This window comes from Mesorhizobium sp. CNPSo 4671, from assembly GCF_057784245.1.
Genome location: NZ_JBWLUW010000011.1, coordinates 392439 through 406980 on the forward strand (window position 1 = coordinate 392439; position 14542 = coordinate 406980).

A 14542-nucleotide genomic window follows, 5' to 3' on the forward strand; every position below is an offset into this window, starting at 1 on the left:
GGTGGCATAAATCAGCTCACATTTCTCGACTGCCAGGTTTGCAGCAAAACGGCTGCTTCAGTCCGGTTTCGTACCCCGAGCTCGCGCAGAATGGCAGCGGCATGGATTTTGGTTGTCGCTTCGGCAATATCCAGATTGCGGGCGATCTCCTTGTTCGAATACCCTTCCGCCATCAGCTTGAGGACGTCCTTCTGCCTCGATGTCAGCCTGCCGAGATCGCTTGAGCCCACGCGTCGACGGATTGGATTTTTCGCCGAGGGCAGGGCGGCATACGATCTCTGGTCCCCAGACGTTCGAGACAAGAGAGCCGGTACGTAGATCCGACCCGAGAGGATCTCATTTACCGCCAGCACGACTTCTTCGTCTTTCTGCGATTTGACGATGTAACCATGGAGCCCGATCGAAAGAGCGGTCAGGATCTCCGAGCGGGAATCGTCCCCGGAAACGATGGCAAAGCGTGTGTCAGGATAGGCGGAGAGAACCTCGCTGAGCACTTGCTGATCAAACAGCCCAGGCATGTTCAGGTCTAGGATCGCAAGATCGATGGATGCCTGCTCCTCCAGAAGATTGACCACAGCATCGAAACACGCGGCCTCGAATATTTCGGCGCCTGGAATTCCAGCCGTAAGTGCCAGCCGGAGGCCGCGGCGATACAAGCCGTGATCGTCGGCGATGACGATCCGATACATTGAACTACCCCAACGCGTTACCCGGTTCCCCACGAGAAAACCCGCTGGAACCTCCCATTCCTCTGTGATGGTCGTGGTGATCCCTGAAGTCGTGGCCAACCACTGGTCATTCCATCATCGTGATGTCCGCAGCATCCCCATTCGCGCACATCACGTATGGCTAATATAATACTAATTTGCGAGAAGCTGTCGTTATTTTTTTTTACGCTGGCTTTTCGTGCCTGCCTGCCGAGCGATGTCGAGTGCCGATTTCCAATGTCCGGAACCAGTTTGCGGCACAGCGTTTTGATGCCGCACCAGCCTTCACTGGACGCGCGCGGGTCGGTCCCGGCACTTGGCGGATCACTGCTTTTTTGATCGCAAGACTCAGTCGGCTTCTTCATTGGTCTCATGGTCAGGTCCAAAGCGCTTGGGTCTGTCCTTGATCCTGCGGCTATTCAATACCGGAAACGCTTGGGATCGTTGCCATTCGAATGCACGACGACACCCATTCAGAGTGATCATACCATTCATGATGAGGTGTTCGGATTGGCTCGTGGGCGACCCTGCGAGCACTCCATTCGCAACGATGATGTTCGGGCTGAATAAACTCGGGAGGATCGGATGAAAGCGGTGATTCAATGTGGTGGGATGGGTACGCGCCTTCGGCCCTTCACGTCAGTCCTGCCGAAACCCTTGATGCCGATAGGGGCCCGGCCCGTTCTTGAGTTGCTTCTGAAGTGGCTGCGCCGCAACGGCATCGAAGAGGTCTATATCACGACCGGGTATCTCGGGCACTTGATCCGCAGCGTCTGCGGCGACGGATCGCAATGGAATCTGAAGATCAGATACACCCAGGAAATGGAGCCATTGGGCACCATCGGGCCTCTCTCTCTGATCAGGGATGAACTGAACGAAACATTTGTCGTGCTTAACGGCGATGTTCTTACCGATCTAAGCCTCAGCCGGTTCGTGGCCGCGCACCGCATGCACAAGGATCCGGTGACGATCGCCACGGCCTGCCGCCATATCAAGATGGACTTCGGCGTCATCGACGAGATCGACAATGCCGTTCAGCTCTTTCGGGAAAAGCCGACGCTTTCCCATCTCGTCAGCATGGGGATTTACTGCATGAACCCGGATGTCCTGCGGTTCATTCCTTCCGGCATCCCCTTTGGGTTCGACGACCTGATGCTGCAGATGATGCAGGGCGGCACGACCGTGCACGTGTACAAGCATGACGGTCTCTGGCTCGACATCGGTCGCGTCGATGATTTCCAGAATGCGCAGGCGATTGCCTGGGAAGAACAGTCGACTTCGATCGAGGTCGCAGCCGCAGCCGCGTGAAAATCCGGATGTAGAGGCCGACCCCGCAACCAGGAAGTTCAGGAGGTCAAGATGCTCTTGGTGAGCGCCCCGATCCTAGGCGTGCCCGAGAAGGTAGCCCTGTCCAAGGTGATTGACAGCGGCTGGCTTACCATGGGGGACAGGGTACGAGAGTTCGAACTGGCCTTTGCCAACGTACATGGCGCGCAGGATTGCGTTGCGGTTGGTTCCTGCACCGCGGCACTCCATCTCATCCTGCACGCACTGGGAATCGGCCCTGGTGACGAAGTGCTGGTTCCGTCATTGACGTTCGTGGCAACCGCGAATGCGGTGCTCTATGTCGGGGCTACCCCGATCTTTGTCGATATCGAGTCGGTCGACGTGCCGTTGATGTCGCTTGCGGAAGCCGAGGCACGGTGCACGCCACGCACCAAGGCGGTCATTCTCGTTCACTTCGCGGGCTATCTCGCCAATCGGGAACAATGGCAGCGGTTCGCCCGGCTTAGAGGACTGCACATCATCGAGGATGCCGCGCATGCGCCCGGCCTCAGGGAAGTGGGGACGTTCGGCACCGCGGCTGCCTTCAGCTTCTATGGCAACAAGAACATGACAACGGCGGAAGGGGGCGCGGTGATCGCCCGCGACCCCGATCTGCTCGACAGGGTTCGCCAGGCCCGTGGGCACGGGATGACCACCGGAACACATCAGCGGCTGAACAGTCGTAGCCCGCAATATGATGTCACGATGCTCGGCTTCAACTACCGCATGGACGAGATGCGGGCGGCGATTGGGCTGGTTCAGCTGCAGAACCTGCAAGAGTGGAACGAAATCAGGCGCATCCTGGCCGTCCTCTACCGGCGCCTCATCGCAGAACATTGCCCGGCCGTGACCATTCCATTCAGCGAACCCCGGACGTCGGCTTACCACATCATGCCGGTCCTCCTGCCGCGCTATGCGAGGCGGCAGGACGTTATCGACGAACTGCGGACGCAGGGGATACAGACAACGATTCATTATCCGCCGGTGCACCAGATGACGTTCTATCGCGAACGTTATCCCGGCATCACCTTGCCGCGTACAGAGGACTTTGCACAGCGGGAGCTGACAATTCCATTGCACCCCCAGATCACTTCACCTGTCGCCGAGGCGGTTGTGTCTGCACTCGCAGCCGCGCTCAACGGCGGCGCCCAAACAGGAACTGCCGCATGAATGCATTAGACCTTTCCCTGCATCGGCGCTTCGTCTCAAGGCCCGCACACGGCCTGGCGAGACGTTCGATCGATCTCGCGGTCGCGGGCGTCGCGGCCGTCCTATTCGCACCATTGATGCTGCTGATCGCCGGAGCGCTTCTGCTCGAAGGCGGAGGCTCGATCTTGTTCGCACAGACCCGTATGGGCACTGGTGGCCGCCCCTTCCGCATGTACAAATTTCGCAAGTTCGGTGTGAACTGCGGTTCCCAAGGCCTCGCGCTGACCGTCGTGGGCGACAGCCGCATGACGACGGTGGGCCGGTTCCTGGCAGCAACGAAGTTCGACGAACTGCCGCAGCTGTGGAACGTCCTCAAAGGCGAGATGGCGATCGTCGGGCCGCGACCTGAGAGCATGGCTTTCGCCGATTGTTTCCGGGGCGGCCTCGAGGCCGTCCTGCAATACAAACCCGGCCTGCTGGGGCCAAGCCAGGTTCTCTTCCGGCACGAGGCGCATTTCTTCCCCCGATCCGCGGATCCGATCCTGTTTTACCGAGAGGTTATGTTCCCCGCCAAAGCCAGACTCGACCTCTCCTATTATCCGCAGCGCACCATCGTCTCCGACATCGTGTGGATGGCGCGCGGTGCCCTGGCGGTTGTCGGCTGGGCTCCATCACAGCCGATCGACGTATGAACCCTAAAAGGAAAGCGCACCAGTCAGCCGAGGGAATGCGCAGTCATGAGCTACAATGGCAAGAAAGTTCTGGTGACAGGCGCGGATGGATTTATCGGTTCGCATCTCACTGAAGCGCTCGTCCGCAATGGCGCGGATGTCACGGCTCTGGCGCTCTACAATTCTTTCGACAGCCATGGATGGCTGGACGATTTGCCAGACAAGATCCGGAGCCAGTTGAAGCTTGTTCGCGGTGACGTCCGCGACAGCGCGTTCCTGAACCGGATCGTGCGCGGCCAGGCCGTTGTGTTTCACCTGGCCGCGCTCATTGCGATTCCATATTCCTACGCGGCTGCGCAGTCCTATGTGGAAACCAACATCCTGGGCACGGTGAACGTTCTCGAAGCGGCGCGTCAATGGGAGACGGAGCGCGTGGTGCATACCTCCACAAGCGAGGTCTATGGAACGGCCCAGACCATGCCCATCCGCGAAACGCATCCGCTGCAGGGACAGTCGCCGTATTCGGCATCCAAGATCGGCGCCGACATGATGGCGGAGTCCTACGCCAGATCGTTCGATGTGCCTGTGGTCATCATGCGGCCCTTCAACACCTATGGTCCGCGGCAGAGTGAGCGCGCCATCGTGCCGACCATCATCCGGCAGGCCCTCGACCCGAATTGCCCGTCGATCATGGTCGGCGATACAAGTCCGATCCGCGACCTGACCTTTGTGGAAGACACCGCGACAGCGTTCCTGACTGCGGGCATGGCCGGGCTTGAATTCGGCCACGCGTACAATGCTGGCAGCCAACGCGCCGTGACCATCTCCGACGTATTGGACCTTGTTCTCGAATTGAGCGGTTCCAAAAAACCGATCCATCGCGACGAAAGCCGTTTGCGCCCGCAAAATTCGGAAGTTCGCGCCTTGCTCGCCGATTCCTCGCTCTTTGAAGGCGAGACTGGATGGCGGGCGCAGACCAGCCTGCGCGACGGGCTGGAGCGAACGATCGCATGGTGGCGCGCGCGCTTTAGTGAAGGCCGGGTGCGGCGCGAAGTGGGTTATATGACATGACCCTGCTCCGCCGGCATATGTTGGCGCTGTTGCTGATTGCCGGCGCCATGTTCCTGAATATCTACATGGCCGGCGGTCGCGAAAGCAGCGCATCGCAACCATCGCCCGCACAGGCCGCAAAAAACCTGCCGGGCTATCTGCGCGAAACGACGGATCCATGGTCCGGCATGATTCTCGTGCGGATCACCGAACCCGGAATTCTCGGCCTGGCGGGTGTCTGCGGGAAGAAATACTGCACGCACCGTTACTCGAGTGCACAGGCTTGGAATGCTGACCAGAGCCTTCTCCTGATCGTCAACGGTTGCGGTGGCATGTGCTTTCTCGACGGGCGCACCTACGTTCCATTGTTCCACCGCAACCGCTCGACTGAATGCGAATGGCATCCCAGGGATCCCGAGCTGATGATCTGCGTTGGCGGCCGGCAGATTTCAACCTGGGCGCCACGCACCGATCACGAGGACATCGTGTTCACTTCGGCAGCCTACAGCAAGCTTCAGTTCGGACCCAACAAAGGCAATCCGAGCCGCGACGGCAACCGCATTGCGGTGCGTGCGACGCGCAATGACGGCAAAGCGGTGGTCTTCGGCTACGACCTGAAGGAGCGGCAGAAATTCCCGGATATCGATCTTGGCCAGCTTCCAGGAACCACCGGCTCCTGCTCCATCTCCCCGCTCGGGATCAACATTGTGTGCTCACAGGCCTTGTCGGACGACCATGAACCGACCTTCGTCTTTTCCATCGACGGCGTCTTGCGCCAGAAGTGGATGGAGCACCACCGGCCCGGTCACGGCGACATGACGGTCGATGCCGACGGCAGCGAAATCTCTGTCGGGATCAGCAAATCGGATCCCGACAAATATCAGGTGATCAAGCGCCGATTGGCCGATGGCAAGGTCACCTTGCTGATGAAATATGGCGAGGCCATGCATGCGTCGCTCAGATCCCTGGACAGGCCGGGCTGGGTGTTTCTGAGCTATGGCGGCACGCCAGACGAAATATCGCAGCACCCGGATTGGGCGCCTTACGCGCAGCAGGTCATTGCGCTGCGCATGGACGGCAGCGGAGAGGTCCGCCGCATCGTGGACACGCAAAACGTGCACTTCGACTACTGGAGCGAGACGCATGCCTCGCCGTCTCCTGATGGCTCACAAGTGGTCTGGTCGAGCAATTGGGGTGTGCCCGGTGGCCCGGTATACGATTTCGTTACCCGTGTTGAATGGCCTTCGGAGCCGGCGCCGAACCAGAAGGAGATTGTCGCAAATGGCCTTCACTAAACGAACTGTTCTTGCCGCGGTTGCCGTGATGTCCCTGACATCGATGGCCATCGCAGGCGGCGCCGAGCCCTATCAACTGTCACCTGGCGATACCGTCGAGATAGGGATAGCGCCGATCCCGGACAGAACGCAGCGCGCGGTGGTCCAGATGGATGGCAATATCGCCCTTCCCGAAGTCGGGATGATCATGGTCGCAGGCCTGACGGCGTCTCAATTGCAGACGCGCATGCAAACGCTTTTGCCGACCAAGATATTTCATGTGCGTTTGCCCGATGGACGCGAGCAGATGGTTGTCGTCAAGCCGGACGACGTGACCGCCATCATCGCGGAGTATCGTCCGATCTATGTGATGGGCGACGTGCTTACCCCGGGACAACAGGCCTATCGTCCGCTCATGACCGTGCGGCAGGCGCTTGCCGTCTCCGGCGGCTTTAGCCTTTTGCGGTCACGGGCAGGCCAGACAGGCCCCGATCCGGTTGATCTCAGGCGCGACTACGAGACACTTTGGGGGGATTACACCAAAGACTATTTTCACGCCGCCCGTATCCGCGCCGAACTTCAGGACCAGGCGGATTTCGACAAGCAGACACCACAAGGGTCACCTCTGTCGCCCAGCGTCGGCGCCGCGATCGCCCAGTCTGAAGCGGACGCGCTCAAGATTGCGCTGAGCGATTTCCAGCAGGAGCAGGCTTTTCTCGAGAAGGGCGAGAAGGACGCGGCCGATCAGATCGAGGTTCTGCAGAAGCGTGAACAAGTCGAGGCCGAGAGCGTGAAGGCGGATGAGGAAGATCTGGCGCGGGTGACCAAGGCGTTTGAGGCAGGCAATCTGACCAACAACCGGCTTGCGGATGTCCGGCGCGCCTTGCTTCTGTCTTCAAGCGGTGCGCTGCAAACCTCGGTCGAACTCATGAGAGCGCGGCGCCAGCAGGAGGATTATGTCAGGCAGCACGAACGCAATGACAATCAGAGGAAGATTGGCTTGCTGACGGATCTAAAGGACACCAACGCGCGGCTGGCGGATGTCACCGCCAGGCTCCACGCCGTCAGCGAGAAGCTGCAACCGACCGGTGCATCCACCCAGCCATTGCCGATTGCCGGCGAGACGATCCAGGCTCAGGTCACGATCGTCCGCAAGATAGGCGATGAGTGGCGCAAGCTCTCGGCTGACGAGGATACGGTTGTGATGCCGGGGGATACCGTCGAAGCCCGGTTCAACAGTGATCTGCAAAGCGCGGCGATCCAATAGGCCGCCTCGGTCGCAGTCCGATAAAATGGGCTTGGGGAGCTCACTGTTCGATTGGGCAGTCGAACGCAATGTAACGGGAGATACTGGTGAGGCTCAATTCCAAGCAAGGGGTGAAGCCGGCGCCGTCGACGAACTCGGCTCAAATGGCTCAGTCGGCAAATTATGCTTACGATACGCCTTCAGCAGCGCGGATTCCGCGGGCCAGGCCTCAGACCGGTAAGTCCAGGGTTTGGCAGGAGCTGACATCCAGCCAGCAGGTCCATCCGCAAGGCGACCGAGTGTCGAACGACTACAGGGCCAGCCATTGCGCGCCAGGCTACGGCGCGCATTACAACAAAACACATGAGTCCGGCTATTATGGCGCGCTTTGGGAGAAAATCGAAAAGCCGCTGATCCTGGACGTTCTGCGCCCAATGGGCGGAGCCGGCCGAAAGTGCCTTGATTTCGCATGCGGAACAGGTCGCATCGCCAACGTGGCAGCCCGGCTCTTCGGCGAGGTGGTGGGCGCCGACATTTCCAGACCCATGCTCGACTGCGCGCAAGTTCCGCCCAATGTGAGACTGCGTCACATCGATATGACGAGGGAGCCTCTCGGCGAGACCTTCGACGTCGTAACGGCATTTCGCTTCTTCCTGAACGCAGAGGATCAACTGAAGTCGGACGCGCTGAAGGCAATAAATGAGCATCTGAAAGACGGCGGGCGACTCGTGTGCAATGTTCACATGAATGCGACTTCACCCATCGGCCTGGTTTGCCGGCTGCTCAATCGGTTGTCTGGACGCACAATTCGCCACACGCTGAGCACAACGACGTTCGAGGAGCTCCTGACCGCGTCGGGCTTCCGTGTCGAGAAGATGATACCTTACGGCTATCTGCCGCGGCCGGGGAACCTGTTGCCAGGTGTCTGTGGAGCGTTGATCGAGCCCTTCGAGAAGGTGTCCAGAACTCTTCGCATTCCTGGACGACTGGCGCAGCATTTCCTGGTTGTTGCGAAGAAGCGCTAAAAGAGAGATCGCACATTCAAATGGCTCCCTGAAGACGGCCGGGGAGCGGTTTGTCTGAGGGGCGACTCGCCCCCGAAAAGCAGGGCGCGGTGTCGCTCTCATTGCCTCGAACGCGCCCCCACAGCCTTCCAGCACATCTCAAAACGACAGTTTTCCCCTGATTTAATGCATCAGTTCCGGGTTTCTCGGGCTGGCGCCACGATTTCGCTACATTTGGACGGAAGGCCACATACGTTAGTGGGGCGTAATATTAGAAGGCAAAGAGGGATACGCTCCTGAAGACCCAAAATTTATCCAAGGCTGGCGGAGCCGATCGGCCGACCCGACGACTTCTTGTCGAAGGTCGCAAGCCATGAGTTCCGGTGGGATACGCTCGCCCGATCTACGTGGCGCCATGCTTGACGCTGTGCCCGCGCTGGTAGGCGTTGGTGTGTTCTCGGCGGTCATAAACATTCTCGCTTTGACCGGCTCCGTCTATATGCTGCAAGTCTACGACCGCGTTCTGCCTTCACAGAGCGTTCCGACGCTTGTCGGATTTACGATCGGAATGCTGGGCCTTTACGCGGTCTACGGGTTGCTGGATTTCGTGCGGCTTCGCCTCCTGGTTCGAATCGGCAATCGTCTCCATAAGAAGCTGCAGCAAAGGGTCTTCGGCCTCTCACTGTCCTTACCGCTCATCGGCGGCCAGGATGCGAACCGGATACATCCGCTTCGTGATCTCGACCAGTTGCGCGGTTTCCTTTCAGGATTGGGGCCGACCGTCATCTTCGACGCACCGTGGATACCGTTTTATCTGCTGATCATTTACTTCCTGCATCCAGCGCTTGGTCTCTTGGCAACGAGCGGTGCGATTGTTGTCGTGCTGCTCACGGTGATCGCCGAAGTCCTTGGTCGCTCATCCGCGGCGCGCGCGTCCGAGACAATGGTTTCGCAACGCAATCTTGCCGATTCCGGCCGCCGCAATGCGGAGGTTGTGCGCGCGATGGGCCTTTCCGGGCGGCTTGCCCGCCGCTGGAGCGAGATCAATCAGGCATATCTCTCGCACCAGGAGCGGCTTTCCGACATTGTCGGCGCCACCGGTGCCCTCTCGAGGGCGCTGCGGATGGCCCTGCAGTCCTGCGTTCTGGGACTGGGCGCCTATCTCGTGATCGGAGGAGAAGCGTCCCCAGGTGTGATCATAGCATCCTCCATATTGCTGGGCCGCTCGCTGGCCCCGGTTGACGCGGCGATGGCCAACTGGCGAGGCTTCGTGGCGTTCCGTCAGAGCTATTCCCAACTGGCAGCGGCGCTGACCGCCTTTGGTAGCCAAGGCGAACTCATGGAATTGCCGCGCCCGCAGGCGATGCTTGCAGTCGAGGAGCTGACAATAGCTCCGCCAGGCCAGCAAAAACCGACCGTAGCCAATGTCAGCTTCAGCCTGTCTGGAGGAACGGGCATGGCCATTGTCGGGCCAAGCGGTTCCGGCAAAACGACGCTTGTGCGCGCGCTGGTGGGCGTGTGGCAGCCGCTTCGCGGAACGGTCAGGCTGGACGAAGCCTCGCTCGACCAATGGGGCCATGAGCAGCTTGGCGCTCATATCGGTTACCTGCCGCAAGACGTCGAACTGTTTGATGGAACGGTTGCCGATAACATTTCGCGATTTGGCGGCAAGGGCGATGCCAAGGGCGTTCTGGCAGCCGCCAGGGCCGCGGGTGTCGACAAGATGATCATGCGATTGCCGAATGGATTTCAAACACGCGTCGGCGAGGGAGGGGCAGCCCTGTCGGCCGGACAGCGGCAACTCGTCGGGCTTGCCAGGGCACTTTATGGCGACCCGTTTCTTGTCGTGCTCGACGAGCCGAATTCAAACCTGGATGTCGATGGCGATACCGCCCTGGCCGGCGCGATCCTGGGCGTGCGCCGACGTGGGGGCATCGTCATCGTTGTTGCTCACCGTCCTTCTGCCCTCACCAATATCGACAAGGTGCTCGTCATGGCGAATGGGACGCTTCACTCCTTTGGCTCCCGCGAAGAGGTCCTGGCTAACGTTATCCGGCCTTTCCCTTCGCCTGCTGAACGGCCGGCGGCGGTTGTCCCGATGCATAAAGGGGTGAGCGGTCATGCGTGAGGTGCTGTTTCGTGTCTGACGCGACGATGGGTTTATTTGCTCCGATCGACGATGGGAGCCGAGGGGTCGAGGCGAATTCGGCCGATGCACGGGATGGTATCAGGGCCAACCTGATCCTGGGCGCGGCGGTCACCGTCATGTTGATTGCCGGCGGCGGACTTTGGCTCGGCTTGACCAAGATCGCCGGCGCGGTGATTGCGCCTGCCACCGTTGTGGTCGAAAGCAACATCAAGAAAGTGCAGCACCTGACCGGCGGCACGATCGGCGGCATCTTCGCGCAAGATGGGGACCATGTGCGGGCCGGCGATGTGGTGGCCAGGCTGGACGACACGCTGACGCGGGCCAACCTGCAAATAATCAGTGAGGATCTTGATCGCGCAACCGTCCGGCTTGCGAGGCTGGAGGCCGAGCGACAGGGGCTGCCGGAAATGCAGCTTCCGTCCAGCCTTCAAACACGGATGGGCGACCCGGAATTGGCTGCACTGGTGAACGGGGAGCGTACCCTGTTCGAAAGCCGCGCAACGGCGTTGACGGGGCAGAAGGCACAGTTGCAAAGCCGTTCAAGGCAACTCGAACGCCAGATCGATGGCCTCAAGGCGCAGCAGGCCGCGGAAGACCAGTCCGTGGTCCTGCTGGACGGAGATCTTACCGATGTCCAGGCGCTTTATACAAAGAAGTTGGTGTCCAAGGAGAGACTGAGCAACATCAGATTGGATGCCACCCGGGCGCACGGAGAATCAGGACGCCTCGCGGCGGCGGTCGCTGAGGCACAGGCCCGGATCAGCGAGACCGAATTGCAGATTCTTCAGCTTGATGAACAAAGGCGCAGTGAAGTAACGAGCGAGCTTCGTGAAACGGAAGCCAAGCAGACCGAACTCAGCGAGCGCAAGGTCGTCGCGCAAGACGAATTGACCAAAACCAACATCCGCGCTCCGCAATCGGGAACGGTGCAGGAATCCTCCATCCACACGATCGGTGGCGTGATCGCTCCTGGGGAAGTGATCATGATGATTGTCCCCGACGCCGACAACCTCGTCGTCGACGCGCTGATTCCCCCATCGCGCATAGACGACGTTCGTCCAGGTCAGCACGTGTCGATCCGGTTTCCGGCTTTCGATGCCGGCACCACGCCGGCTTGCGAGGGATCGGTCAAGCGCATCTCGGCGGATCTGATCAAGGATCAGCAAAAACAGCTTTCGTATTTCTCGGCGCGTATCAATGTCGAGAACAAGGCAGCCTGCCTGACCGATGCCAAGGTGCTCAAACCAGGTATGCCGGCAGAGGTCCACATAAGCACCGACGAACGCAGCGTCTGGTCTTATCTGCTGAAGCCTCTCACGGATCAGATGTCCAGGGCCTTCCGCCAATGACATGGCGAACTGTTGGAAGCGAGCCGCAAAATGCGATTAGCTCCTACGACGCGCTGAGCGCCCTCCGACGAACGCGGCGAGCGGTACGCACCGTTCGCTCCGCCGTCACCGGAATCTTGGCCATATCGTTCTTATGCGGCACGGCGTTCGTGGTGCTATGGAGCCTCTCATAGGGCAGCAAATCTCTGATCCGGGCGTTGACCGATGCAATTTCGGCCCGTAGGTCCTCGCATTCCTGCCGTCTGATATCGAGTTGTATTTGATCGGATGCCTGCTGCAGCGACAGCTGTGAAAAATTGGCGGTTATCTTCGAAAGGTTCAGCTTGTCGGTTTCGGCTTCCTTGGTGAGGGCAGCCAACCTCTCATCCGCCACCTGCTTTTCCGCCACGGCGTCGCTCCATTGGAGCCTGAGCCTGTCGATCTCGGCCGAGGCCTCGTTATTTGCCTTCGATGCGAGCTCCAGTCGCGAGTTGAGGCTCTGAACTTCGGAACGCAATCCCCGAATCTCGGCTCGGCAGCGTTCGAGCTCGGCATCCTTGTCCGCCTCCATGATCTTTGCGGTTTCTGTGACCTCCGACAGTTTCGCCTGGGTGACCTCGAGTGCGTGGTGGAGCCGTGTCGCTTCCTTTTCGCTCTTGCCGAGCGCACCCAGTATTTCGGAATTTTTCGCAGCTTCGGTGGCATGGATCGAGGAGAATGCGTCCAGCCTGTGCCGCGCCTCGTCCTCGCGCTTCAGCGCCTTTTCCAGGTCGATCGACAGGCTGACATTCTTTTCACGCAGCTGTTTGTTTTCGCGCGCGCGTCTGTCGGCCTCGACGGTCGCGGCGGCAAGCGTGTTTGTGAGGTCTCCGAATTCCGCTTCGTTCTTTGCGTTGGTGTTCGCGGCCTCCACGAGCTCCAGCCTTGCCGCAGCCAATGCGCCACGAAGCGCCTCGCCGTCCTGAACCAGGCTTGCCTCGCGCTGCTGCAAAGCTTCCACCATGCTTTCACGCTCATGCTGCCTTCGGTTCAGATCATTGAGCTTGTCCGACAGGCTCCTTTGCTCCGCGGTCAGGTTTAGATTGGCCAGCTCCAGTTCGTTGGCGCGGAGAATGTCGGCGTGAAGGATGTGAAAGAATTCGAAGGTCAGTTGATGTGTGCTTGCGATCTCGGACAGTTTCGCGTTGATCTCCTCGAAATGCAGCTTCGCATCGCGAAACAGCCCGTCAAAGGAACTCAAGGCAGCCATGCGGCTCTGCGTATGAGAGGTCAGCCGTCGCACGGGTTCCGGAGTGGCGGCATCGTCGGTGCTAGCATTATCCTCGGTTTGCGCGCTGTCGTCCTGTTCGCTGTTGTCGTCTGGCATGGGCGGCTCGCCCGCGCCATCGTCCATTGCCGACGCTGACAGGTCATCCAAACCGAGGCACTCGTCAACGGCATCAGCCAAGTCAGCTTCGAGGTCCTCGAATGACTTCTCCACACTGTTGTCGGCACGTTTGATCAGATCCCTGAACTTCATGCCCTGCACCCCCTTGCGCATGCCTGGACCCAGCATGGCGCGGATTGAGCTTCCATTTGTATCGAGAGATCAGTTCAGCGTCTTCGTGCAATCAAACGATGCCGGGTGCCAGCGATTCAGTGCTTTTGACGGCAACGAGTCGTCGGTTTGGCGGTCGCCAATCACCTCCACCCACCTTTGTGGCCTATGCCAGGATGGCTTTGCGTCGGATGGTCCCTCTCGTGTTCATCTTGACGTCTTTTGTTGCGTGGACACCAGCGCCGCTCGCTTGCCGGCACGCGAGGCAGTCAAGAGCGCTTTCGCGTGTAAGCCCCGGACAGATCAAGCGGCCCGACAGCCTCTTGTAGGGGGGCATCAGGCGGCCGGGCCTAACCGGCTGTTGGGTGTGTTTTGGTTTGCCGGCTGACCCAACATGCGCCTGGGCCGACGCAAGCGCATCATTCGAACGAACTGTTCGTCGGGCGGCTTCACGCGGCTAGTGAGGCAAACTCTGCCCCCGGACCGCGCCCTCTTGGACCACTTCGCAAGCACGGCGGTTTCTGGTCGCGAATAAGGCCGTAGGCTCCTTCAAATGAACGATCAGCCCGTAGTCGAGGAGGGATATCGTGGCTTCTCCGGCGACAAGGACCGGAATTCTGCAGGTCGAGGGGCAAAGCCATGTGCGGCATCGTTGGGATCGTCGGCCATTCGCAGGTTGCGCCTCTCATCGTCGATGCGCTGAAGCGGCTCGAATATCGCGGCTATGACTCGGCCGGCGTCGCCACCATCGAGCGTGGTGAGCTTGCCCGCCGCCGCGCCGAAGGCAAGTTGATCAATCTCGAGCGCCGGCTCAAGGACGAGCCGCTCGATGGCACGATCGGCATCGGCCACACGCGCTGGGCCACCCATGGCGTGCCCAACGAGACCAATGCACATCCGCATTTTTCCGACGGCGTCGCCATCGTCCACAACGGCATCATCGAGAATTTTGCCGAGCTGCGCGACGAACTGGTCCGCGACGGCTATTCCTTCTCCTCGCAGACCGACACCGAGGTCGTGGCGCATCTGGTGGCGCGCGAGTTGGCCAGGGGGCTGAAGCCGGTCGAGGCCGCGCACCAGGCGCTGAAGCGGCTGGAAGGC

Annotated in this window: 11 protein-coding genes and 1 pseudogene; 10 read left to right on the forward strand and 2 right to left on the reverse strand. The window is 60.0% G+C overall.

Annotated elements, in window-relative coordinates:
* Positions 1-11 precede the first annotated feature (11 nt).
* Positions 12-689: a LuxR C-terminal-related transcriptional regulator gene (locus AC04SF_RS28340; protein WP_488480453.1), complete on the reverse strand. Its 678-nt coding sequence runs from the start codon at positions 687-689 to the stop codon at positions 12-14.
* A gap of 603 nt (positions 690-1292) precedes the next feature.
* Here AC04SF_RS28340 and AC04SF_RS28345 point away from each other — a divergent pair.
* The 9 genes from AC04SF_RS28345 (at position 1293) to AC04SF_RS28385 (ending at position 11925) form a co-directional block, all read left to right on the forward strand.
* Positions 1293-2015: a nucleotidyltransferase family protein gene (locus AC04SF_RS28345; protein ID WP_096449679.1), complete on the forward strand. Its 723-nt coding sequence runs from the start codon at positions 1293-1295 to the stop codon at positions 2013-2015.
* A 51-nt stretch (positions 2016-2066) separates the two neighbouring features.
* Entirely contained in the window at positions 2067-3203 is a 1137-nt protein-coding gene (locus AC04SF_RS28350; protein WP_488480454.1) for a DegT/DnrJ/EryC1/StrS family aminotransferase, read from the forward strand.
* Complete coding sequence (locus AC04SF_RS28355; protein WP_488480455.1) at positions 3200-3874, forward strand: sugar transferase; 675 nt, start codon at positions 3200-3202, stop codon at positions 3872-3874. The genes AC04SF_RS28350 and AC04SF_RS28355 overlap by 4 nt, the downstream gene beginning before the upstream one ends.
* Positions 3875-3919: 45 nt before the next feature.
* The gene (locus tag AC04SF_RS28360) at positions 3920-4924 is read left to right on the forward strand and encodes an NAD-dependent epimerase/dehydratase family protein (protein ID WP_488480456.1); all 1005 of its coding nucleotides are present in this window, start codon (positions 3920-3922) and stop codon (positions 4922-4924) included.
* Complete coding sequence (locus tag AC04SF_RS28365; protein WP_488480457.1) at positions 4921-6198, forward strand: hypothetical protein; 1278 nt, start codon at positions 4921-4923, stop codon at positions 6196-6198. The genes AC04SF_RS28360 and AC04SF_RS28365 overlap by 4 nt, the downstream gene beginning before the upstream one ends.
* Positions 6185-7444 (forward strand): polysaccharide biosynthesis/export family protein, encoded by a 1260-nt coding sequence (locus AC04SF_RS28370; protein WP_488480458.1) that lies wholly within the window; start codon positions 6185-6187, stop codon positions 7442-7444. Before AC04SF_RS28365 ends, AC04SF_RS28370 begins: the two co-directional genes overlap by 14 nt.
* Before the next feature lie 86 nt (positions 7445-7530).
* Positions 7531-8448 carry a class I SAM-dependent methyltransferase gene (locus AC04SF_RS28375; protein ID WP_488480459.1) on the forward strand — a complete coding sequence of 306 codons (918 nt, stop codon included), beginning with the start codon at positions 7531-7533 and terminating at the stop codon, positions 8446-8448.
* Positions 8449-8842: 394 nt separating this feature from the next.
* Positions 8843-10555 (forward strand): type I secretion system permease/ATPase, encoded by a 1713-nt coding sequence (locus AC04SF_RS28380; RefSeq protein WP_488480460.1) that lies wholly within the window; start codon positions 8843-8845, stop codon positions 10553-10555.
* Between the two features lie 26 nt (positions 10556-10581).
* Positions 10582-11925 (forward strand): HlyD family type I secretion periplasmic adaptor subunit, encoded by a 1344-nt coding sequence (locus AC04SF_RS28385; protein ID WP_488480473.1) that lies wholly within the window; start codon positions 10582-10584, stop codon positions 11923-11925.
* A gap of 43 nt (positions 11926-11968) precedes the next feature.
* On the opposite strand, the gene AC04SF_RS28390 is transcribed toward AC04SF_RS28385, so the two are convergent.
* The gene (locus tag AC04SF_RS28390) at positions 11969-13444 is read right to left on the reverse strand and encodes a coiled-coil domain-containing protein (protein ID WP_488480461.1); all 1476 of its coding nucleotides are present in this window, start codon (positions 13442-13444) and stop codon (positions 11969-11971) included.
* Positions 13445-14080: 636 nt separating this feature from the next.
* Between AC04SF_RS28390 and AC04SF_RS28395 the strand changes: the two are divergent.
* A pseudogene (locus AC04SF_RS28395) lies at positions 14081-14542 on the forward strand (glutamine--fructose-6-phosphate transaminase (isomerizing)); the annotation flags it as partial.